The 20010-nt window shown below is 69.1% G+C and carries 23 protein-coding genes; 15 read left to right on the top strand and 8 right to left on the bottom strand.

Translation table 11 applies throughout. The features are described from left to right. Window position 1: 1 nt before the first annotated feature. Entirely contained in the window at window positions 2-1120 is a 1119-nt protein-coding gene (locus NDR87_RS24490; protein WP_251912981.1) for a winged helix DNA-binding domain-containing protein, read from the bottom strand. A 98-nt stretch (window positions 1121-1218) separates the two neighbouring features. After that, window positions 1219-2193 (bottom strand): NADPH:quinone oxidoreductase family protein, encoded by a 975-nt coding sequence (locus NDR87_RS24485; protein WP_251912980.1) that lies wholly within the window; start codon window positions 2191-2193, stop codon window positions 1219-1221. A 117-nt stretch (window positions 2194-2310) separates the two neighbouring features. On the opposite strand from NDR87_RS24485, the gene NDR87_RS24480 reads away from it, so the two are divergent. The 4 genes from NDR87_RS24480 (at window position 2311) to NDR87_RS24465 (ending at window position 5529) form a co-directional block, all read left to right on the top strand. After that, the gene (locus NDR87_RS24480) at window positions 2311-2628 is read left to right on the top strand and encodes a type VII secretion target (RefSeq protein ID WP_251912979.1); all 318 of its coding nucleotides are present in this window, start codon (window positions 2311-2313) and stop codon (window positions 2626-2628) included. Then, the gene (locus tag NDR87_RS24475; RefSeq protein WP_251912978.1) at window positions 2625-3821 is read left to right on the top strand and encodes a transglycosylase SLT domain-containing protein; all 1197 of its coding nucleotides are present in this window, start codon (window positions 2625-2627) and stop codon (window positions 3819-3821) included. Before NDR87_RS24480 ends, NDR87_RS24475 begins: the two co-directional genes overlap by 4 nt. Before the next feature lie 153 nt (window positions 3822-3974). Further along, window positions 3975-4748, top strand: coding sequence for an acyl-ACP thioesterase domain-containing protein (locus NDR87_RS24470; RefSeq protein WP_251912977.1), 774 nt, complete (start codon window positions 3975-3977; stop codon window positions 4746-4748). A 49-nt stretch (window positions 4749-4797) separates the two neighbouring features. Next, on the top strand, window positions 4798-5529 hold the full coding sequence (locus NDR87_RS24465) for a hypothetical protein (RefSeq protein ID WP_251912976.1): 732 nt from the start codon (window positions 4798-4800) through the stop codon (window positions 5527-5529). Between the two features lie 4 nt (window positions 5530-5533). Here NDR87_RS24465 and NDR87_RS24460 read toward each other — a convergent pair whose 3' ends face one another. After that, window positions 5534-7201, bottom strand: a complete 1668-nt coding sequence (locus NDR87_RS24460; RefSeq protein ID WP_251913258.1) for an FAD-dependent oxidoreductase — start codon at window positions 7199-7201, stop codon at window positions 5534-5536. A 176-nt stretch (window positions 7202-7377) separates the two neighbouring features. Here NDR87_RS24460 and NDR87_RS24455 point away from each other — a divergent pair, with 176 nt between their 5' ends. Further along, a complete protein-coding gene (locus tag NDR87_RS24455) occupies window positions 7378-7869 on the top strand; it encodes a histidine phosphatase family protein (RefSeq protein ID WP_251912975.1) in 492 nt (163 codons plus the stop codon). Here the strand turns inward: NDR87_RS24455 and NDR87_RS24450 are convergent. Then, window positions 7866-8066, bottom strand: a complete 201-nt coding sequence (locus NDR87_RS24450) for a hypothetical protein (protein WP_251912974.1) — start codon at window positions 8064-8066, stop codon at window positions 7866-7868. The two genes, NDR87_RS24455 and NDR87_RS24450, sit on opposite strands and share 4 nt — an antisense overlap. 68 nt (window positions 8067-8134) lie before the next feature. Here NDR87_RS24450 and NDR87_RS24445 point away from each other — a divergent pair, with 68 nt between their 5' ends. The 5 genes from NDR87_RS24445 to NDR87_RS24425 all read left to right on the top strand — a co-directional run bounded on the left by NDR87_RS24445 (window position 8135) and on the right by NDR87_RS24425 (window position 14036). Beyond that, the gene (locus tag NDR87_RS24445) at window positions 8135-8560 is read left to right on the top strand and encodes a MerR family transcriptional regulator (protein ID WP_251912973.1); all 426 of its coding nucleotides are present in this window, start codon (window positions 8135-8137) and stop codon (window positions 8558-8560) included. 142 nt (window positions 8561-8702) lie between these two features. Beyond that, the gene (locus tag NDR87_RS24440; protein WP_372494172.1) at window positions 8703-9425 is read left to right on the top strand and encodes a PAS and ANTAR domain-containing protein; all 723 of its coding nucleotides are present in this window, start codon (window positions 8703-8705) and stop codon (window positions 9423-9425) included. 44 nt (window positions 9426-9469) lie between these two features. Next, complete coding sequence (locus tag NDR87_RS24435) at window positions 9470-9841, top strand: STAS domain-containing protein (protein WP_251912972.1); 372 nt, start codon at window positions 9470-9472, stop codon at window positions 9839-9841. Beyond that, the gene (locus NDR87_RS24430) at window positions 9838-13716 is read left to right on the top strand and encodes a SpoIIE family protein phosphatase (protein ID WP_251912971.1); all 3879 of its coding nucleotides are present in this window, start codon (window positions 9838-9840) and stop codon (window positions 13714-13716) included. The genes NDR87_RS24435 and NDR87_RS24430 overlap by 4 nt, the downstream gene beginning before the upstream one ends. Next, window positions 13713-14036 carry an STAS domain-containing protein gene (locus NDR87_RS24425; RefSeq protein WP_251912970.1) on the top strand — a complete coding sequence of 108 codons (324 nt, stop codon included), beginning with the start codon at window positions 13713-13715 and terminating at the stop codon, window positions 14034-14036. Before NDR87_RS24430 ends, NDR87_RS24425 begins: the two co-directional genes overlap by 4 nt. 9 nt (window positions 14037-14045) lie before the next feature. Here the strand turns inward: NDR87_RS24425 and ribA are convergent, their stop codons facing one another. Further along, on the bottom strand, window positions 14046-14660 hold the full coding sequence (gene ribA / locus NDR87_RS24420) for a GTP cyclohydrolase II (protein WP_251912969.1): 615 nt from the start codon (window positions 14658-14660) through the stop codon (window positions 14046-14048). Between the two features lie 94 nt (window positions 14661-14754). On the opposite strand from ribA, the gene NDR87_RS24415 reads away from it, so the two are divergent. From NDR87_RS24415 to NDR87_RS24400, 4 genes are read left to right on the top strand one after another with little or no spacing between them, the layout of a single operon-like run. After that, window positions 14755-15216: a MarR family winged helix-turn-helix transcriptional regulator gene (locus tag NDR87_RS24415; RefSeq protein WP_251912968.1), complete on the top strand. Its 462-nt coding sequence runs from the start codon at window positions 14755-14757 to the stop codon at window positions 15214-15216. A gap of 31 nt (window positions 15217-15247) precedes the next feature. After that, window positions 15248-15727: a carboxymuconolactone decarboxylase family protein gene (locus NDR87_RS24410; RefSeq protein ID WP_251912967.1), complete on the top strand. Its 480-nt coding sequence runs from the start codon at window positions 15248-15250 to the stop codon at window positions 15725-15727. Window positions 15728-15731: 4 nt separating this feature from the next. Next, on the top strand, window positions 15732-16043 hold the full coding sequence (locus NDR87_RS24405) for a GNAT family N-acetyltransferase (protein WP_251912966.1): 312 nt from the start codon (window positions 15732-15734) through the stop codon (window positions 16041-16043). 9 nt (window positions 16044-16052) lie between these two features. Continuing rightward, the gene (locus NDR87_RS24400; protein ID WP_251912965.1) at window positions 16053-17039 is read left to right on the top strand and encodes a pirin family protein; all 987 of its coding nucleotides are present in this window, start codon (window positions 16053-16055) and stop codon (window positions 17037-17039) included. A gap of 12 nt (window positions 17040-17051) precedes the next feature. Here NDR87_RS24400 and NDR87_RS24395 read toward each other — a convergent pair whose 3' ends face one another. After that, on the bottom strand, window positions 17052-17924 hold the full coding sequence (locus NDR87_RS24395; protein WP_251912964.1) for a helix-turn-helix transcriptional regulator: 873 nt from the start codon (window positions 17922-17924) through the stop codon (window positions 17052-17054). A gap of 360 nt (window positions 17925-18284) precedes the next feature. Here NDR87_RS24395 and NDR87_RS24390 point away from each other — a divergent pair, with 360 nt between their 5' ends. After that, a complete protein-coding gene (locus NDR87_RS24390; protein WP_251912963.1) occupies window positions 18285-18938 on the top strand; it encodes a hypothetical protein in 654 nt (217 codons plus the stop codon). Here the strand turns inward: NDR87_RS24390 and NDR87_RS24385 are convergent. Beyond that, window positions 18907-19377, bottom strand: coding sequence for a PaaI family thioesterase (locus tag NDR87_RS24385; RefSeq protein WP_251912962.1), 471 nt, complete (start codon window positions 19375-19377; stop codon window positions 18907-18909). The two genes, NDR87_RS24390 and NDR87_RS24385, sit on opposite strands and share 32 nt — an antisense overlap. Window positions 19378-19458: 81 nt before the next feature. After that, the gene (locus NDR87_RS24380; RefSeq protein WP_251912961.1) at window positions 19459-19998 is read right to left on the bottom strand and encodes a CGNR zinc finger domain-containing protein; all 540 of its coding nucleotides are present in this window, start codon (window positions 19996-19998) and stop codon (window positions 19459-19461) included. Between the last annotated feature and the right edge of the window lie 12 nt (window positions 19999-20010).

Here is a 20010-nt window from a genome sequence, read left to right as displayed (position 1 = left end):
GTCAGATCCGCAGATCCGCGCCGGGCGCGAGGATTTCGACGCTGGGCTGCCTGTCGGCCTCCAGAAATCCGAGCAGCGCATGGCCTTCGGCCTCGACCTCCTCGCATTCGGCCCGCGACCACGCCCGGCTCGGCACGATGCGCAGCCGGGCGCGGTCGCGGTCGGCGAAGATCTTGTAGTAGCCCGCGACGTACCCGTCGACCAGGATTGGCGAGACCTGGGCGGCCAGACCCCGCGGGGGCGCCGCCGGGTCCGGCAGCACCCGGCTGCGGTCCTGATGCGACAGCACGAGATTGTCGTACCAGCCGAGGAAGCGGACCGGCGCGGGCAGATCCGGATCGGCGAGTTCGGCGTCGGCGGCGTCGTAGAGGGTGCGGCCGCGCTCGTCGGTGTAGGTGCGCGCGCGGTCACCGAGCCGGGTGATCGCCTCCTTGATGCCCAACAGCTTCGACCAGGTCTGCACGTCCATGGTGGTGGCCGGGCCGAAGGCGCGCAGATAGCGAATGACCAGCTCTTCCAGCGGATAATCCGGCTCCAGCGGCGCACCGAGCCAGGGCTGGATGCGCGACCAGACCGGGCGGCTGTTGTTCTTCCACACACCGCGCGGCGGGGTCTGCAGCACCGGCAGCTGGTAGAGCCAGGTCTGCACGACCGCGCCCGGATCGCGGTCGGGATACAGCCGCGCGGCGTGGGCGCGCAACTCGGCGGCCGACATCGGCTCGTCGCCGAGCACCTGTTCACCGTGTGCGCGCACCTGTTCGGGATCGAGGCCGACCATCGCGCCGTAGTTGAAACCCTTACGGAACGGGACCTTTTCGAGCTCGGGCTGGATGTGCGGGGCGATGCGCACGGCGTCGGCGGGGGTGACCAGGTGAATCGTGCCGCGCATCAGCGTGAGCCGGACCAGGGTGCGCTCGGTCAGGCCGGCCGAGACGGCCGCGGGGTCGAAATCGGCGATGCGGCTCCACAATCCGATAAACGGCGGCGGCACGTCCTGGGCCTGCAGGCCGACCAGATGCTCGCACATCCGCGCCGCGGTCAGCGTCGACCGGCGCAGCAGATGCTGACGGTCCAGCAGGGTGCGATTGAGCACCCGGTTGGGCACGAGATCGGCGGTCATGGGCGGCCTTTCGGGTAATCACGCCCGCGCGCAGATCGGCGGGGCGGTCGGCATGGCAGGCAGCATAAGTCGGGCGACCGACGAGTTTCGCCGCCTTCTCAGCGCAGCGTCACCACGACCTTGCCGGTGGCGGTGCGATTCTCCAGCGAGGCGACCGCCTCGGCGGCCCGCTCCAGCGGGTAGAGGACCGGCTCGGGCGGGGCGATCCGGCCCGCGGCCAGTAGCGGTTCCACCTCGGCCCACTGCTGCTGCAGATAGCCCGGATGCGACAGCACCCACTCGCCCCAGGCCGCGCCCACCACCTCGATGTTGTTGAGCAGCAGGCGATTCACCCTCACCGTGGGGATCTCGCCGCCGGTGAAGCCGACCACGAGCAGTCGCCCGCCCCGGGCCAGCGAGCGGAGGCTGTCGGTGAAGCGGTCGCCGCCGACCGGGTCGAGCACGATGTCCACGCCGCGGCCGCCGGTCAGTTCCTTGACCGCGGCCAGCCAGCCCTCGGTGAGCACCACATCGGTCGCGCCGTGCGCCCGCGCCACCCGGGCCTTCTCCTCGGTGCTCACCACCGCGATCACCCGGCCCGCGCCCAGCGCGGCGGCCATGCGCAGCGTCGAGGTGCCGATGCCGCCCGCCGCGCCGTGCACCAGCACGGTCTCCCCCTCGGCCAGGCGGCCCCGATTGCGTAGGCAGAAGTGGACGGTCAAGTCGTTGAACAGGATTCCGGCCCCGGCCACGAGCGAGATGTTGTCCGGCAGCGCGAAGACCATCTGCGCCGGGATCACCGCCACCTCGGCCATCGCATTGCCCAGCATCGTCAGCGCCAGCACCCGATCACCCGGCCGCACGTGCGCGTCCTCCGGCGCCTCACGCACGATTCCGGCGATCTCACCGCCGACCACGAAGGGCAGTTCGGGCTTCATCTGGTACAGCCCGCGCGACATCAGCACATCCGGAAACGCCACCCCCGCCGCGTGCACATCGATGACCACCCCGCCCGGATACGAGGCCGGTTCCGGAATGTCGACGACCTCGATGGACTCCGGCCCCTCGAGCTTGCTCACCTGGGCTGCGCGCATGTATCGAACCTCTCTGTCCGGGAACTGCTCGCACAAGTTAACCGCTCTTCGCGTAGGGCTGTCCACGGGAGCGGGTTTTGTTAGGCTGAGGCGCTGAACTGAGCCTGAGGGGGAGTCATGGCGAACGACCAGCCATCCGGTAGCGGCATGATCGTGGATCCGGCTGCGCTGCAGACCTTCGCGCGCAACCTCACATCGGAGGCGCAGGGTATCACCGGCCTGCCGTCCGGTCTGGGCGCGGCGAGCGAGGCCCTGCCCGGCACCGGCTGGAACGCGGCCTGCACCCAGGCCAAGACCTCGGTCGAGGCCGCCCTGCGGCGGATCGGCGACCGCCTCACCAAGATCGCCGAAAGCGTCGAGCAGTCCGGACGGGCCATCCAGCTCACCGACGAGCAGTTCCGCGACCGGCTCACCCGAATCGGACTCCAGCGATGACCCTCACCATCCCCGACGTCGAGAAGTGGAACCCGAGCCAGCTCAGCACGGCCGCCGCCGCGATAACCACACTGAGCGCGGATCTGGACCGGGCCGTGAACAAGGGCTGCACCGATACCCAGCAGCTGCGCACCGACAGCCGGTGGAGCGGGCAGGTGGCGGATGTCGCCGAGAACCGGATGACGACGGAGAAGACGCGCGCCTCGGCGGTGAGCCAGGCGTTGCTGGAGTTGCGCGGCGCCCTGTCCCAGCAGGTGGAGAATCTGCAGCACACCAAGGACGAGGTCCTGAAGCTGCGAAATCTCGCCGAGAACGCCCCGGCCCCGCCCGGCCCGTTCGAGGTCGCCGCGAACGGCACCGTGACCGCCGAAGCCCGCAAAGCCTGGTTGCGCGACAATCTGCCCGACGGCACTCCCGGCAAGACCGAAATGCTCCTGCACCAGGACATCGAGGCCGGGCAGCGCACCCTGGATCTCACCCGCGCCCTGTCCCAGGCCGAAAGCGTCGCCACGACCGCGAGCGCCGCCGTCGATGCCGCGCGGGCCAAACTCGAAAGCGCGACAACGGCTTTGGGCGACCCGGTAACCGGCGTCACCAATCCCGCCCCCGTGGCCACCGCCCCGGCGGCGGTGAGCCCCGCCGCGGGGGCACCGGTCTCGAACGCCTCTCCCCGGCTGGTCGGCAGTGTGCCCCACAACGGCGGCTCGGGCGGTTACCAAGGCGGCGGTTCGGGCGCCAGCGGATTCGGTTTCCACGGCGGAACGGGCCTGAGCGGCACGGAATTCAGCGCCCTGTCCTCCGGCTCGTCCGGCGGCCCGGTCGGTCCGATGCCCACCGGAACCCAGGCCGAATGGATCCGCGAGGCCATCCGCATCCTGCGCGAACAGGGCTACGCCATCAATGATTCCGACGCCGCGATCATCGCCGCCATCATCGAGCACGAGTCGGGCGGCAACCCTCAGGCAATCAACCTGTGGGACTCCAACGCGGCCGCGGGCACCCCGTCCAAGGGCCTCATGCAGACCATCGACAGCACCTTCAACAGCTATGCCATTGCAGGCCACCACGATATTTGGAACCCCGTCGACAACATCATCGCGGGCACTCGATACGCGATCGACCGCTATGGCTCGCTGGACAATGTGCCGGGTATCGCGGCCATGCGCGGCGGCGGTTCGTACGTCGGTTACTGACCGGAACACGCCTCCTCACGAACAGGCAAATCGGGCGTCGGCTACGCGTCGGTAGAGGCGACTCGACGTCACAGTGTGACGTATGCCCCGTAAAGTCATGTCACAACAGCACGCACGAAGAACGCGGCACACCGTGCAGCGCGAGGAGCACCAGTGTCACTCGATCAGCCACTCGCCCCGCTTCCCCAGGAGGGCATGGGCTTTGCCTCGGCGTGGCCCGTCCGGGCTGGTGATGTGGATCCGTACAGTCGGCTGCGGTTCGATGCCGTGGCGCGATATCTGCAGGACATCGCGGAGGAGGAATTGCATGCCGGATTCTTCCATCGGACCGATCCGCAGTGGATCGTGCGGCGCACGGTGATCGATGTGTTGCGGCCGGTGCTGTGGCCGGACCGGGTGCAGTTGCGGCGGTGGTGTTCGGCGATGTCGACGCGCTGGACGAATATGCGGGTGCGGATCAGCAGTGACAACGGCGGGCTGATCGAGACCGAGGGCTTCTGGATCAATATCAACGAGATGACCAATCTGCCCACCCGGATCAGCGACGAGGGGTTGGCGCATCTGGCCCGCACCGCGACCGAGCAGCGATTGCGCTGGCGGCCGTGGCTGAACGATCCGACGCCGCCGGAATCGGATACCGAGCTGCCATTTCCGGTGCGCGCCACCGATATCGATCAGTTCAATCATGTGAACAACGCGGCCTACTGGCAGGCGGTGGAGCATTTCCTGGTCGATTTTCCGAAGCTCGTGGCCGGGCCGCACCGGGCGGTCATCGAGTACATCGCCCCGGTGCTGGCCCGCCAGCACATCAGCGTGCGCAGCCGCTACGAGCCCGGCGACCGCACCGGACATCCCGTGCTGCGGCTGTGGTTCGTGGTCGGGGGCACCACCACGACGACGGTTCGGATCGGGCCGCTGCCGACCTGAGCGCCGGAGTTCGGCGACAATCGGATCGATTGCGCGTAGTTTGCTTGTCGTGCGAACGACATCCCGCGCGCTCGCCGTGGTAACGACGGCCCTGCTGTTCGGACCGACCGGCTGCGGCGACGCCCACAATTCCGCGAAGACCTCGACCACCACCGCGGCCGCGAGCTCGAATCCGACTGCGACATCGGCGGTTCCACCGACACTGCGGCCCGTCCCGCCCCGGCCCGCGCCGCCGGAACCCGGCCTCGCCGATGTCGAGTGCGGGCCGGTGCAGGGCTCGAACGGCAAGTCCGCGAACGTGATCGCGATCGCCACCGCCGCCGGGCGGGTCGGTTGCACCGAGGCGATCACGGTGGCCACCGACTATATCGGCACGCCGCGTTCGGGCGATGCGGTGGCCGTGGACGGCTGGACCTGTCAACCGCAACTGGATCCGGGCACGCCGCACGTGTGCTTCAAAGACGACTTGTTCATCGGGCTGCGCGGAGGAGGGGGCCCGGCGACGCCGTCGCTTTCGCCGTCACCCGCGCCGACCGCGGACGTCGACTGCGGCACGATCACCGATGCCGAGGGCGCCACGCGCACGGTGATCGCGGTGAACACCCCTGCGGGCCAGGCCGGTTGCACCGAGGCCGTCAATGTGGCCTCGGCCTATGCTGCCCGGATCTCCGACAGCGATCGTGCGGTCGTCGAGGGGTGGGATTGCCGCGCGCAGGCGGATCCGAATGTGCCGTCGGTGTGTTCGAGGGCGGGGCTGCTGATCAATTTGCTGGCTCGGTGAGTCCTCAGGATCGGGAGGCCTTCAGCAGGTCCTCGCGAGTTGTGAACTTCACCCGCGGCCGCCCGCCGGACTTGCCCGCGGAGCGTTCCGCGGCGTCGATGGCCTTCCAGCCCGCGCGGTCCACCAGATCCGGCTGGCGTTCGGACAGCAGGGATTTCAGGGCCGGGCGGGTGCCGGTGGGGGTGGTGAGTTTGCCGGAGGTGAAGTCGACCAGGAGGTGGTCGACGGTTTCGGCGGCGTCGACTCGGTTGGAGCCGATGACGCCACGGGGGCCGCGTTTGATCCAGCCCGCGACGTAGACACCGGGGACGGGTGCGCCGTCGGCGAGCACCCGGCCGCCCTCGTTCGGGACGATTCCGGCGCGCTCGTCGAAGGGCAGGTCGGGGACCGGCTGGCCGCGGTAGCCGATCGAGCGCAGGACCAGGGTGGCCGGGATCGTCTCGGCGCGGTCGGTGGTGCGGGCGATCAGGGCGCCGCCCTCGGAAATCAGTTCGTTGTGCGCGAATTCGATGGCCTCGACCCGATCGCCGCCGATCAGTGCGACCGGCGAGGCCAGGTAGCGGAAGACGATGCGCTTGTTGCCCGGCGTGGGCGCCTTGGCCGCGTACTCCTGGGCCAGTTGATATTTCAGCTGTAACGAGGGTTCGACCTCCGGATCGTCCAGTAGCGCCCGACTTTCCGGATCGAGCTCCAGCTCGGCCGGGTCGATGACGACGTCCACCCCCTTCAGATAGCCCAGCGCCAGGAACTCCGGCGAGGTGTAGGCGGCCTGCAGCGGACCGCGCCGCCCCAGCACCACGACCTCGCGAATATTGCTCTGCCGCAGCGCGTCCAGGGCGTGATCGGCGATATCGGTCTTGGCCAGCTCCTCGGGATCCAGCGTCAGCACCCGGGCCACGTCCAGCGCCACATTGCCGTTGCCGACGATCACCGCCCGCTCGCCGGACAGATCGAAACCGCGCTCGGCGAAATCGGGATGGCCGTTGTACCAGGCCACGAACTCGGTCGCGGAATGGCTGCCCGCCAACTCCTCCCCCGGCACCCCGAGCCTGCGGTCGGTCGAGGCGCCCACGGCGTAGATCACCGCGTGGTGATGGGCCATCAGCTCCTCGTGCGAGATGTGCTTGCCCACCTCGACATTCAGGTGATACTGCAGCGTATCCCGGCGGAAGGCGCTGTCGAACATGTTCGAAACCGTCTTGGTCCCGGGATGATCCGGCGCGACGCCCGCACGCACCAGTCCCCACGGCGTGGGCAGTCGATCGAACATCTCCACCTCGACATCGGCGCGCCGCAGCAGTTCCTCCGCGGCATAACAGGCAGCCGGGCCGGCGCCCACGATCGCGACCCGCAGCGTGCCCAGCTCCTTCGGCGGCCGCGCCGGGGTGACCAGCGGATCGAAATTGGATTCGAGCGGATGGCGTTGGAAGTAGGCGGCATTGATATCGCGGAACCGCGCCAGGGATGCGGTCAGATCGTCCTCGGAGAAGATGGCCTCCACCGGGCAGGCATCCACACACGCGCCACAGTCGATACAGGTATCGGGGTCGATGTAGAGCTGCTCGGTCGTCGCGAACTCGGGTTGCTCGGGAGTCGGACGTATGCAGTCGACCGGGCACTCGGGTACGCAGCTGGCGTCGTTGCAACAGCGCTGCGTGATCACGTAGGCCATATCTCGCAGATCCTCGAAACATCTCGGCGGTACCCCGGCCCGGTGGACCGCGGCATGCGTCACAGTCATAGCCGTGGGGTCGGCCCGTGTGACACCACTTCAGTGTGCCTCGAGAGTGAGCTACATCTCCGGACGCCTGCCCGGTTGTCGGCGCGGCCGGTCTTACCGTATTGCTCATGGCGCGCACCCTGATCCTCATGCGACACGGCAAATCCGGCTATCCGCCGGGCGTCGCCGACCACGACCGGCCGCTGGCACCGCGCGGACGACGGGAGGCGGGGCTGGCCGGTGACTGGCTGCGCGCGACCCAGCCCGCGATCGACGCCGTGCGCTGCTCGACGGCCACCCGCACCCGCGAGACGCTGACCGCCACCGGCATCACCGCCCCGGTGGAGTTCGAGCCCTCGATCTACGAGGCGTCACCGCGCACGCTGCTCGAGCTGATCCGGCTCACCGCCGACGAGATCGAGACGCTGCTGCTCATCGGGCACGCCCCCGGGATACCGTCCACCGCGTGGGAATTGGCGGCCGACCGGAACTCGGACGCGGCCGTGGCGCTCAGCCGTAAATTCCCGACCTCCGCGCTGGCGGTCCTGGAATTCGACCGGCCGTGGGCGGATGTGGACACCGGAACCGGCGACCTGATCCGGTTCCACGTCCCGCGCTAGCGGATCAGCCGCCCGCGCACCACCACGACCGCGCCGAGCAGCACGAGCACCACCAGCGCCACGAACCAGTTGGTGAGCCACCAGACCACGCCCAGCAGGGCCAGGACCGGCAGCGCCGCGATGACGGCGATGACGGGGCTTTCCTTGACCGTCTCCAGGGCCGAACGCGCCCTCATCCGGTCGATCTCCTTTGCCATGCATCCAGCGTAGGCCGGAGGGCCGCCGCTTGCTTGGAGCCGGCTCCAGGTGGGTACCGTGGATTCCTGTGACGACATCGGAGCAGCTGGACGACGATCTGCTGGACCGGCCCCGCTACTCGATCGGCGAGGTGGCCGAGAAGTCCGGGCTCAGCCGCGACACCCTGCGCTGGTACGAGCGGATCGGGCTGATGAACTACGTCGGCCGCGACGCCTCGGGCAAGCGCCGCTTCAGCGATCGCGATCTGAACTGGCTGGACCTGATCGGCCATTTGCGCTGCACGGGCATGTCGGTGGCCGACATGCTGCACTACGCCGAACTGGTCCGGGCCGGGGAGGCCACCACGCCGCAACGGCTCGAGATGTTTCGCAAGACCCGCGCGGAGGTGCTGGAACGCATCGCCGAATTGCAGCGGACCCTCGGCGCCCTGGACCGCAAAATCGCCCTCTACGAGGCGAGAAGCGCTGCGCTACAACAAGTTACCGACAATTGAGGCGATCGAGGCAGAGCCGCCCTGGCGGTACCGCGACCCGACTGCTAGCAGATAGCACTCGGCATTGCCAAAAGTCAATGCTCGTGGGCAAATCTTGATGCCTGCGCTCGTGAGGCCCTCGCGCGAGTGGGATACTCCAGGGGTGCAGGGGCCCGCAGACCTTCCCGAGACCGACCAGCACGCGCTGGTCGGCGGCGATCAGCGCCCCGTGGTGGGAAGCTTTCGTTTCTGGTTCGTCGGACAGCGCTGGGAGTGGTCCGACGAGGTGGCGCGCATGCACGGATACGAGCCGGGTTCGGTGGCACCGACCACCGAACTGCTGCTGTCGCACAAACATCCCGACGACCGCGCCCACGTCCAGGATCTGCTCGATTACGCCTTACATTCGGGCGAGTCCTTCTCCAGCCGACACCGCTTCATCGACACCCGCGGCGTCATCCACAACGTGATCGTGGTGGCCGACCGCATGTTCGACGACTCCGGCGCGGTGGTCGGCACCTCGGGCTACTACATCGATCTGACCCACACGCTGGCCGAGGAACGCCAGGAGGTGCTCGATGAGGCCCTGCCCGAACTGTTCGAGGCGCGGGCGGTCATCGAACAGGCCAAGGGTGTGTTGATGCGGATCTACCGCATCAACGCCGATCAGGCCTTCCGCGTCCTGCGCTGGCGCTCGCAGGAGACCAACGTCAAGCTGCGCACCCTGGCGGCTCGCCTGATCGCCGAGCTCGACAGCCTGCCACCCGCGCCACCGACCGTGCAGAGCGCGTTCGACCATCTGCTGCTGACCGTCCACGAGCGGATTCACGCCGAGGAGACCGCCGACGAGCAGGTGCGACGGACACGCTCGGCGGGTCAGCCGTAATCTCTACAACGGCAACGACAGTTCGAAAACCGAGGCGGGCTCAGGTGCGACGTTTGACGGTAGGCCACGAGGTCGGAGCGGACGCGGTGATCGTGCGCGCCGCCGGCGACGTGGACATCAGCACCGTTCAGATTCTGGTCGAACAGCTGACCGAGGGGTTACAGCTCGCGTCGACCCACCCCGGCCAGTTGCTGGTGCTCGACCTGGAGAACGTGACCTACTTCGGCAGTGCGGGCCTCAATGCCGCGCTGGAATGTACCGAGCAGGGCCGGGCGGCGGGGACGACGGTGCGGCTGGTGGCCAACAACGCGCGGGTGCTGCGGCCGCTGCAGGTGACCAACCTCGACAGCGTGCTCGAGATCCATCCGACGCTGGAGAAGGCGCTGCTACCCGAGGATCCCGAGCCGCAGCCGTGAACTCCGCACCCACGCATCGCGACGAGTCGGCCATCCCCGCCGACCTTGCCGCCGCGATCGCGCTGGGTGGGGAGATGGGCCGCCGACTCGGCGAGTTCGACTGGGCCGCACATCCGCTCGGGCCGCTGCACAGCTGGCCCTCCGAGCTGCGCTCGATCGTCGCGGTGACGCTGACCTCGCGATTTCCGATCGTGCTGTGGATCGGGCAACCGGACCTCTTCCTCGTCTACAACGATCCCTACAGCTGGATCATGGGCGACAAGCATCCGGCCGCGCTGGGCGCACCGGCGCGCGAGGTGTGGTGGGAGATCTGGGATCAGATCGGGCCGATGCTGCGCAGCGTGCTCGAGACCGGGCGATCGACATGGTCGCGGGATCTGATGCTGCCGCTGGTCACCACCGGGCAGCCCGAGGAGCGGTACTTCACCTTCAGTTACAGCCCGCTGTTCGCGGCCGACGGATCGATTCCGGGTGTCTTCTGCGCGGTGAACGAGACGACCGACCGCGTGCTGAGCGATCGTCGGCTGCATCTGCTCAACGACGTGGCGTCGGCGGTCATGGCGGCGCATACGGTCGACGAGGCGGTGCGGGAGGCGGTGTCGATCTGCGCTCAGCAGCCCGCGGACCTGCCGTTCGTCGCGGTGTACACCCGGGACGAGCAGGCAGCCGAATTCACCCTGCGCGGAGCGACACCGGCGGTCCGGGCACATCTGCCGCGATCGCTGGCCGCGTTCACCGCGCAGGACCCGACCCGGTGGTCGCGGGCCGATACCGTGGTACTCGAGGATCTGCGCGCCAGGATTCCCGGGCTGGCAACGATTTTCGAGCAGCATGAGGTTCGGCAGGCCGTCGTTCTGGCGCTGGGCGAGGGATCGGCGGCCGGGGCCGCGGTGATCGGCATCAATCCGATGCGACCGCTCGACAGCCAGTACCTCGCCTTCTGTCACCTACTTGCCGATCAGCTGGCCTCGGCGTTCGCCGCTGCGGTGTCCTATGAGCAGCAGCGGCAGCGCGCGGACGCGCTCGCCGAGATCGACCGGGCCAAGACGGCCTTCCTCACCAACGTCAGCCACGAGTTCCGCACTCCGCTGACACTGCTGCTGGGCCCACTGGACGACGCGCTGGCCGAGGCCACCGACGATGCGCTGGCCGACCGGCTGGCCACCGCGCGCCGCAATGCGGGACGGCTGCTGCGACTGGTCGATTCGCTGCTGGACTTCTCCCGCATCGAGGCCGGGCGCGCGACCGCCGATCCGGTGCACGCGGATGTGGGCGCGCTGACCGCGCACATCGCCGGGTCGTTCACCGAGCTGTGCCGGCGCGCCGGGCTGGAGCTGATCATCGACTGCGCACCGGTGCTGGCGGAGATCGACACCGCGATGTGGGAAACGATCGTGCTGAACCTGCTGTCCAACGCGGTGAAGTTCACCTTCGAGGGATCGATCCGGGTCGAGGTGCGCGCCGAACCGCACGGCAGCCGGATCACCGTGCGCGACACCGGCATCGGCATCTCGCGCAAGGATCTGGACCGGCTCTTCGAGCGGTTCTACCGGGCCGACAACGCGCACGGCCGCAGCGTCGAGGGCAGCGGCATCGGGCTGTCGCTGGTGCGCGGGCTGGTGGAGTTGCAGCACGGGACGATCGAGATCGACAGCGAACTCGACAGGGGCACGGCGGTGACGATCCGCCTGCCCGCGGCGGCCGCGGACGCGCCGGTCGAGTTCTCCCTCGCGCCGGTCGATCCCGACAACCCGTATGTGGCCGAGGCCGGGCAGTGGCTGATCGAGACCGGGGAGGACGCTCCTCCCGACGGCGGCAAGCGGGAATTGATCCTGATCGCCGACGACAATGCCGATATGCGCAGACATCTGGCGCGGGTGCTGTCGACCCGCTGGCGGACGATGCTGGTGGCCGACGGGGAGGCGGCCCTGCGCGCGGTGCGCGAGCATCGGCCCGACATGGTGGTCACCGATGTGATGATGCCCGGCCTGGACGGCTTCGAGTTCGTCGCCGCCGTCCGGGCCGACCCGGCGCTGGCCCCGACCCCGGTGCTGATGCTCTCCGCCCGGGCCGGAAGCGAATCGGCCAGTGAGGGTTTCGCGCACGGCGCCGATGATTATCTGCCCAAGCCGTTCGGCTCGCAGGAGCTGATCGATCGGGTCGCGGCGCGGCTCGGGGCGGCGGCGCGAGAGCGGGCCCGGCGGCGCCGACGCGACGCCGATGTGTTGCGCACAACCGCGCTGGCCCGGCTCGACGCCGCGCTGCAGGGCACCGAGACCGTCGCGGAAATCCTGACCACCCTGCGCGATTCGCATATCGACGCGGCACCGGCGGCGGCGGTCGGCATCGCGGTGCTCGACGCCGACACCGACCGGGTGCGCATCGAATACGCCGGGGACTTCCCCACCGAACTGCGCGACCGCTACCACGTGCTGGACCTCGACGCGCCGATGCCGGTGGTGGCGGTGGTGCGCGGCGGGCATTCGATGGTCGTGCGCGATATCGCGACCCTGGACGGCCGCTACCAGCACTTCGCCCAGGACGTGGCCGGCCACATCCGGTCACTGGTCGTCCATCCGCTGCGCGACGACGCGAGCCGGATCTTCGGCGCGCTGCTGCTGGGCTGGCCGCGGCCGCAGGCGTTCGACGACACCGAACTCGAGGTCCTCGCCCGCACCGCCGAGATGACCGAATCGGCGCTGGCGCGCGTGCGGGTGCTGCAGCGCGAACATCGCATCGCCGTCGACTTTCAGGAACATCTGCTCGATCTGGATCACCGCTCCACCGGCGCGGTGGTCTCGGGGGTGTATCAGCCCGCCGGTGAGGCCATGCGCGTGGGCGGCGACTGGTATTTGGCCGCACCGCTCGAGGATCCGGCGCGGCTGGGCATCTCGGTCGGCGATGTGGTCGGCCACGGCCTGCCCGCGGCGATCGTGATGAGCCGGTTGCGCGCGGCGCTGGCGGCGACCGCGCTCACCGCCGCCGATTCGGCGACGGTGCTCGACACCCTGGACCGGTACGCGACCGGTATCGCCGGGGCCCGGTGCGCGACCGTCGTCTATGCGGTGATCGATTCGGATTGCGGCACAATGGATTACACCTGCGCGGGCCATCCCTACCCGCTGCTGGTCACCCCGGACGGACACGCGCGCTACCTCACCGGAGGGCGGCGCCCGCCGATCGCGGCCTGGCGGGCCACCGGGGCCGAGGCCACCGGGCACGAGCGGCTGGCGCCGGGCAGCCTGGTGCTGCTCTACACCGACGGCCTGATCGAGCGGCCCGGCGAAACCCTCGACGACGGATTCGCTCGGCTGCGCGCCGCCGTCGCCGCCTGCGCCCGGCTGCCGGTCGGCGCGGTCTGCGACGAGCTGGTCGAGCGGATGGCTCCGCCGGGCGGGTACACCGACGATGTCGCGCTGCTGGTGGTGCGGCCCGCCCACGCGGGTCCGGACAGCCTGGCCACCGTGGTCGCCGCCGTGCCGAGCGAGGTCCCGCCGCTGCGAGATCGGTTGCGGCGCTGGATCGACGAGATCGACGTGGATCCGCAGCGCCGCCACGACATCCTGCTGGCGGTCGGGGAGGCGGTGACCAATGCGATCGAACACGGCGCGGGCTCGGATCCGCGCGGCACGGTGTCGCTCGAGGCCTTCCGCCACGCCGATCATCTGACCGCGACCGTGAGCGATACCGGGCGCTGGTCCCGCGATTCGTCCGCGAGCCATCGCGAGGCGGTGCGCGGGCGCGGACTCACGCTCATCAACGGTCTCGCCGACCGCGTCGAAACCGTTCGGACGAACAGAGGAACACGCATTACCCTGCGGTTCGACCTGCCGACCGCGACCGCACCAACCCCGGCGAACGGAGCACACCCATGACCCGAGCCGCCTTCGAACTACATACCGACGGACTGGCGAGTGCCCCGCCGACGGTCACGGTGACCGGTGAGGTCGACGTGACCAATGCCCACGATTTCGCCGAATCCATTGCCGCCCTTCCCGGTCGGCGGCCGCTACTGCTCGAACTCAGCCGACTCGGCTATCTGGACAGCGCGGGCTTCGCGGCCCTGGACCGGCTGCTGGCCGACGATGCGGTGGTCCTGGTGCTCGCGCCGGACAGCCCGATCCGGCGCGCGGCCGAACTGGTCGATCTACCCTTCCACGGCGACACCGCCGCCGCGGCCCGCACGCTGCCCTAGCCGCGCCGATCAGCCGATCAGCCGGATGGTGTGCCCGGTGTGCTCGGCCTTGGCGCGCAGATATCGCAGATTGGACGGGGTGGCGTGGACATCGGTCGGCACGGTGTGGCGCACGGCGATGCCGTGCGCGCGCAGCTGACGCGGCTTGTCCGGATTGTTGGTGAGCAGATCGACCTCGGTGCTGCCCAGCGCGGTCAGCATCTGCGCGGCGGCGCGGTAGTCGCGACCGTCCTCGGGCAGGCCCAGCGCGGCATTGGCCTGGTAGGTGTCCAGGCCCAGATCCTGCAGGGCGTAGGCGTCGAGCTTGTTGTACAGCCCGATATCGCGGCCTTCCTGCCGCAGATACAGCAGGACGCCGCCGGAGCCGCTGATGCGCTCGACCGCCTCGCGCAGTTGCGGGCCGCAGTCGCAGCGGGCCGATCCGAAGACGTCGCCGGTCAGGCACTCCGAATGCAGCCGGATCAGCGGGGTGCGGCCGAGCGGGCGCTCACCGAGCAGCAGGGCCAGATGTTCGCGCCCGTCGGCGAGTCCGTCGAAGGTGACCGCCTCCGCGGTGGTGGCGTAGCCGTCACCGAAGGTGAGCGGAATGCGCACGCGGGTGCGCACCGTGGCCGTAGCTGTCATCGCTGCTCCGATGTCCGAGGACGCTTCGTTCAACTTTGAACTGAAGATGTCGTGAAGTTATTCCAACCAGAACAACACGCGGTAACCTCCCCCTATGAGCGTTCCGCGCTGGCTGAACGAAACCGAGCAGCGCGCTTGGCTGGCCTTCATCACGGCCTGGCCCCTCCTCAATCGGCGCCTCGATCAGCAGCTGGAACGCGATGCCGGGCTCTCGCATCTGCAGTACGCCATTCTGGTCCGGCTCTCCACCGCACCCGGCCGCGAGCTGCGCATGAGCGAGTTGGCCAGCACGCTGCTCAACTCCAAGAGCAAGCTGACCTATCAGATCGATCGGCTCGAACAGGCGGGGCTGGTGCGGCGGCGGTCCTGTCCCACCGATATGCGCGCGGTGTACGCGGTGCTGACCGAGGCCGGGCAGCACAAGCTGGAGCAGGCCGCGCCCGGACATGTGGCGACCGTGCGCGAATTGTTCATCGATGCGCTGTCGCCCGAACAGCTCGCGGCCCTCGGCGACGGCCTGGGCGAGGTCGTGCGCCGGATGCGCGAGGAACACTGAAAGTTCCCGGCCCGGTTACGATTCGTCCGCTATGCAATCGCCCCCGCCCGACGCCCGCATCTGGATCGATAAGCAGAGTCCCGCACCCTACCGTGCCCTGGGCGGCGTGGCGCTGGCCGTCCGCACCGCCGCCGAGGCGGCCGGATTGGACCGCGCGCTGGTCGAACTGATCAATGTTCGCGTCTCCCAGCTCAACGGCTGCCCGTCCTGCCTGAACCAGCACACCCGGGCGGCGGTGGCGGCGGGAGTCACTCAGCAGCAACTGGATGTTCTGGACGCCTGGCGGCGCTCGGAGCTCTACACCCCGCTGCAGCGGGCCGCGCTGACGCTGGCCGAGCTGACCACCGCGCTACCGGATGAGCAAACCCTCGCGCGTGAGTATGCTCTTGCGCGACAACACATGTCGGATGATCAGGTATCCGTCGTCATCTGGGTCGCGACGACCATCGGTGCATTCAATCGCGTGTCGATCATGAGCAGGCATCCGGTGCGGGCGCGGAAGGAGAACTGAACCAATGACCGAGCAGGCTGTGACAGCAGCCGTCGTCCGTAACGACGCGCAGCACCGCTACGAGGTGTGGTACGGCGACAAGCTGGCCGGATTCGCCGAGTACCGGGAGCGCGACGACGACACCGTCTTCATCCACACCGAGGTCGACACCGAATTCAGCGGCAAGGGACTCGGCGGGGTGCTGGCGCACGACGCCATCGAGGACGCGATCGCGCGCGGGCGGGCCATCGTGCCGCGCTGCCCGTTCATCAAGAGCTGGCTGGACAAGCATCCGCAATACGATGAACATGTGGTCGGCAAGGGCATTCAGCGATGAGCTCCGCCGGTGAGTGATCTGGAGCGCGATCCGGACGCGGCGGTGTGCGAGGCATCCCCCGCGCCCGGGCCGCGCGCGGAGTTCTATCCCGCACGCGAGGTGCCCCTGGGCGGGGTGCGCGGCGTGACCGTGGAACGCGTACTGCCGCAACGGGATCTGCCGACGGTGGGGGCGTGGTGCTTCCTCGATCACTTCGGGTCACAGGCGCCGAGCCCGGAGCTGCCGCCGAATATCGATCCACATCCGCATATCGGACTGCAGACCGTCACCTGGCCGTTCGAGGGTCGGATCCGGCATCGCGACAGCGTGGGGTCGGATGTGGAGATCGAACCGGGCCAACTGAATCTGATGACCTCCGGGCGCGGCATCGCGCATTCGGAGTACACCGTGGCGGGTGCGCCCGCGGGGCACGGGCTGCAGTTCTGGATCGCGCTGCCCGATGAACAGCGCTGGATCGAGCCGCATTTCGAACAGCATCGCGAGCTGCCGATGCTGGAGTCGCCCGGCCTGCGGGCGCGGGTGCTCATCGGCGCGCTGGGCGGGGTGCGCTCGCCCGCCGTCGCCTACACCCCGCTCGTGGGGGCCGATCTGGCCGTCGCACCGGGCGCGGACGTAACGCTGCCGCTGACAACCGAATTCGAGCATGCCGTCCTGGTGCTGGCGGGTGAGCTTTCGGTGGCCGGTACGACCGTGACGTCCGGACCGCTGCTGTATCTGGGCAGCGACCGCGACGAGCTGCGGCTGTCCAGCGTGGGCGGCGCGCATGCGGTGCTCATCGGCGGGGAGCCGTTCGGCGAGGACCTGGTCATGTGGTGGAACTTCGTGGGGCGCAGTCACGACGAGATCGATGCGGCGCGAAACGACTGGGAGAAACGCGATCTCGGCCGCTTCGCCGATATCGCGGGACACCCGCCGGAGCAGCGTATTCCGGCGCCGCCGCTGCCGAATCTGCGGCTGAAGCCGCGGCGACGCCGACTGGGCGGCGACCACGGGTGAGCCGCGTCGCGATCAGCGCGGTTCGGAAGGAGCTGTCTCCGAATCGGGTTCGCCGGGCATGGACTGGGTTCCTATGACACGCAACAGATCCAGCTTGTCCTGTGCGTCGGAGCCGGGGCGCGGATAGTAGACCAGCAGATTCTGGGTGGCGGTCGGCGTGATCAGGGTCTCGCAGACCAGGTCGAGCAGGCCGACCCGCGGGTGGTTGATGCGTTTGGCGTCGCTGAGTCGAACGGCCACTTCGTGTTCGGTCCACAGCCGCTCGAATTCCGGACTGGCGGCGCGCAATCGGGTCACCAGCTCGGTCACGTCCGGATCGCCCGCCCGGCGAGCGGCGGTGGCGCGCAGATCGGCAACGTGCTTGCGGGTCAGGCGGTTCCAGTCCTCGTCGGAGAACCTGGTGCGCTCCCCGGACTGGGTGAACCAGCGCCACATCAGGTAGCGATCCAGCCCGGTATGGACCGAGGCGTCACCCAGCAGCAGGACGTGCATCCGGTTCTGCACCAGGATCTCGCCCAGATCCGACACCACGCAGGCCGGGGTGTCGTCGAGTTTGTGCAGCAGGTACAGCAGGCCCGGGCCGACGTGGCGGTCGCCGCCGCGGGTGGGGGCGGGGTGGCCGCACAGATGGTACAGGTGGTCGCGCTCGTCGTCGGTGAGCCGCAGCGCCCGGGCCAGCGAGCTCAGCACCTGCACCGACGGGTTCGGGCCGCGGGACTGCTCGAGGCGGGTGTAGTAGTCGGCCGACATGCCCGCGAGCAGCGCCACCTCGTCGCGCCGCAGGCCGGGGGTGCGGCGGCGCACGCCCGGCAGCAGTCCCACATCCGACGGTTGCAGCTGCTCACGGCGTCGGCGCAGGAAATCGGCAAGCTCGGGACGGTCCATGCCTCCACTGTGCTCCCGGCCCGCGCGCGGAGCCAGGGACCGGCGCTCCCCCGATACGCGATCTCTCCCGTGGGCCGAAGCGTTGCGGCCCTGGGAATGCGCTTGTCGGACGCGGAGCTGGCCGCCGTTCCGGCCGACGGGGTGGCCGGTGATCGGTATGCGGCCGATCAGATGGCCGTGCTCGACAGCGCGCGGTGATTCCCGGGGCGTCAGGGGGCAGCGGCGGATGCGCATCCGGCGGGCCCGCCGGGAACTCCCGATTTCCCATATGCGCCGCCCCACAACACTTCTGATCAGCGGGCGCAGCGGGTAGGTTCGTTCGAAATGCCGAGTGTGCCGGGACGGACGCGAAAGATGCGGATGAGGATCACGAAAATCATTGCGACGGCTGGGCTCTGCGTGAGTGTGGTGCTGGGAGCCGCGGGCGTCGCGGCGGCCGAGCCCGCACCGGCAGAGCGTCCGGCGGTCGAGGTGAACGGCATCGATCACGGCGTCGGCTATCGGGTCGCGGTGAGCGCCGACAACCGCGCCGCGGTCGGCACCATCGCGACGGGGCGGTTCCTGGCCACCTGGGACGCGCAATCGATTGCGGTGACCGATGATTCGGGGCAGACGATCGCGAACCTGCCGCTGCGCTACGACATCGCGGGCAAGCGCGTCGAGTTGGCACCGGTGATCGACGAAGCCGGTCGGCGGCTGACCCTCACCCCGGCCGGCGAGACGGCCGCACCGCTGCGCGATATCGATGCGCAGCGGCGACTGTTCGACCTGGTGCAGGCCAATCTACCCGCGGTCGCGACCGGCGCCGCGATCGGCGCGGCCGTCGGATTCGTGCTCGGTTTCCCCGCGGGCCTGTTCATCCTCGACTTCATCACCGTGCCCATCACGACGGTGCTGGGCGGCCTGATCGGCGCCGCCGCCGGTCTCTACGCCAGCGGCGGCCAGCCCGCCCTCGACTCCGCGCTGGAATCGGTGAACGGCCTCATCGCCGCCGCGGTCGAAGCACCGCGGTGAATTCGGCCGTAGCCACAAGCTTTCCGGTGCCATCGGTGATCCGCACCGGCAGCGCGAACTCGATCGGAATGCGGGCCTGAATATCGGCCCGCATCCGCTCGACCTGCGCCTCGGCCAGTTCCGAGGTCGCCGAGAACGCCCCCGCCGCCCCCTTGGCCCGCGCGAGATATTCGATCCGCCCATCGCGCGCCACAACAAACGTCTCCCCCATCAAATCCACGATCCCCGACACCGCCGCCCCCATCGCCGCGGTCTCCGCCAACCCGAACAACATCGCCGCGTGCAGATCCCCGTTGTGATTCAAATGCTCCGGCCCGGCCACCATCGTCACCACATTCCGCCCCGGCCGATACTCCACCCCCTCGATCCCAGCAAACCGAATGAACCCCAACTTCTTGAACCCGGCCATCACCATTTCCCCCAGCGCCACGTCGCCCATCACCACTCCCATCCGGATTGAAACATGTTCTAATTTTCATACTCGGATGCGACGGCGTTGTCCACGGCCGGACCGGGTGGGTCAGTCGTCCCCTTTGCGGCGGGCGCGGTAGGCCGCTACCGCGTTGCGGTTGCCACAGGTGGTGCTGCAGTAGCGGCGGGAGCGGTTGCGGGACAGGTCGAGGACTATGCCGTCGCAGGTGGTGTCGGCGCAGATGGCGAGGCGGGTGAGTTCGTCGTCGCGGACCAGGTCGATCAGGGCCATGGCGGTTTCGACGGCGATGCGGACGGCCAGCGAGGCGTCCGGGGGCACGGCGTGGATGTGGTAGTCGACGTCGCCGTGGCGGACCAATTGCGGTAGGGCGCGGTGGGTGGCGAGGGTTTGGTTGATCAGGTGGACGGTGGTGTCGCGGTCGCTGGTCAGCATGCGGCGCAGCGGGGTGCGCAGGGCGCGGACCGCCGCCAGCTCCTCGGCGTCGCGCGTATGTGCACCCGTGTACCCGTGCTTGTCGAAAAACGCGTCCAGGTGGGCGATTTCGGTCATCGTATCCGGCTCGACGGCGGAGTTGACCAACTCCACCGCGGCGGCCAGCGCGGCGATCGTGTCATGGGCAAAATGCACGTTGACATATTA

It is taken from the genome of Nocardia sp. CDC159 (genome assembly GCF_023740735.1).
Classification (GTDB): domain Bacteria; phylum Actinomycetota; class Actinomycetes; order Mycobacteriales; family Mycobacteriaceae; genus Nocardia; species Nocardia pulmonis.
Note: the sequence above shows the minus strand (reverse complement) of the source record. Positions and strands in the feature narration are given on the sequence as shown.

Coding starts and splice junctions, on each gene's coding strand:
- NDR87_RS24415 (WP_251912968.1), top strand. CDS start 14,755: ATGAGCGTTCCGCGCTGGCTGAACGAAACCGAGCAGCGCGCTTGGCTG.
- NDR87_RS24450 (WP_251912974.1), bottom strand. CDS start 8,066: ATGGCAAAGGAGATCGACCGGATGAGGGCGCGTTCGGCCCTGGAGACG.
- NDR87_RS24410 (WP_251912967.1), top strand. CDS start 15,248: ATGCAATCGCCCCCGCCCGACGCCCGCATCTGGATCGATAAGCAGAGT.
- NDR87_RS24490 (WP_251912981.1), bottom strand. CDS start 1,120: ATGACCGCCGATCTCGTGCCCAACCGGGTGCTCAATCGCACCCTGCTG.
- ribA (WP_251912969.1), bottom strand. CDS start 14,660: ATGACAGCTACGGCCACGGTGCGCACCCGCGTGCGCATTCCGCTCACC.
- NDR87_RS24385 (WP_251912962.1), bottom strand. CDS start 19,377: ATGGGCGACGTGGCGCTGGGGGAAATGGTGATGGCCGGGTTCAAGAAG.
- NDR87_RS24425 (WP_251912970.1), top strand. CDS start 13,713: ATGACCCGAGCCGCCTTCGAACTACATACCGACGGACTGGCGAGTGCC.
- NDR87_RS24485 (WP_251912980.1), bottom strand. CDS start 2,193: ATGCGCGCAGCCCAGGTGAGCAAGCTCGAGGGGCCGGAGTCCATCGAG.
- NDR87_RS24390 (WP_251912963.1), top strand. CDS start 18,285: ATGAGGATCACGAAAATCATTGCGACGGCTGGGCTCTGCGTGAGTGTG.
- NDR87_RS24480 (WP_251912979.1), top strand. CDS start 2,311: ATGGCGAACGACCAGCCATCCGGTAGCGGCATGATCGTGGATCCGGCT.
- NDR87_RS24455 (WP_251912975.1), top strand. CDS start 7,378: ATGGCGCGCACCCTGATCCTCATGCGACACGGCAAATCCGGCTATCCG.
- NDR87_RS24405 (WP_251912966.1), top strand. CDS start 15,732: ATGACCGAGCAGGCTGTGACAGCAGCCGTCGTCCGTAACGACGCGCAG.
- NDR87_RS24475 (WP_251912978.1), top strand. CDS start 2,625: ATGACCCTCACCATCCCCGACGTCGAGAAGTGGAACCCGAGCCAGCTC.
- NDR87_RS24395 (WP_251912964.1), bottom strand. CDS start 17,924: ATGGACCGTCCCGAGCTTGCCGATTTCCTGCGCCGACGCCGTGAGCAG.
- NDR87_RS24460 (WP_251913258.1), bottom strand. CDS start 7,201: ATGGCCTACGTGATCACGCAGCGCTGTTGCAACGACGCCAGCTGCGTA.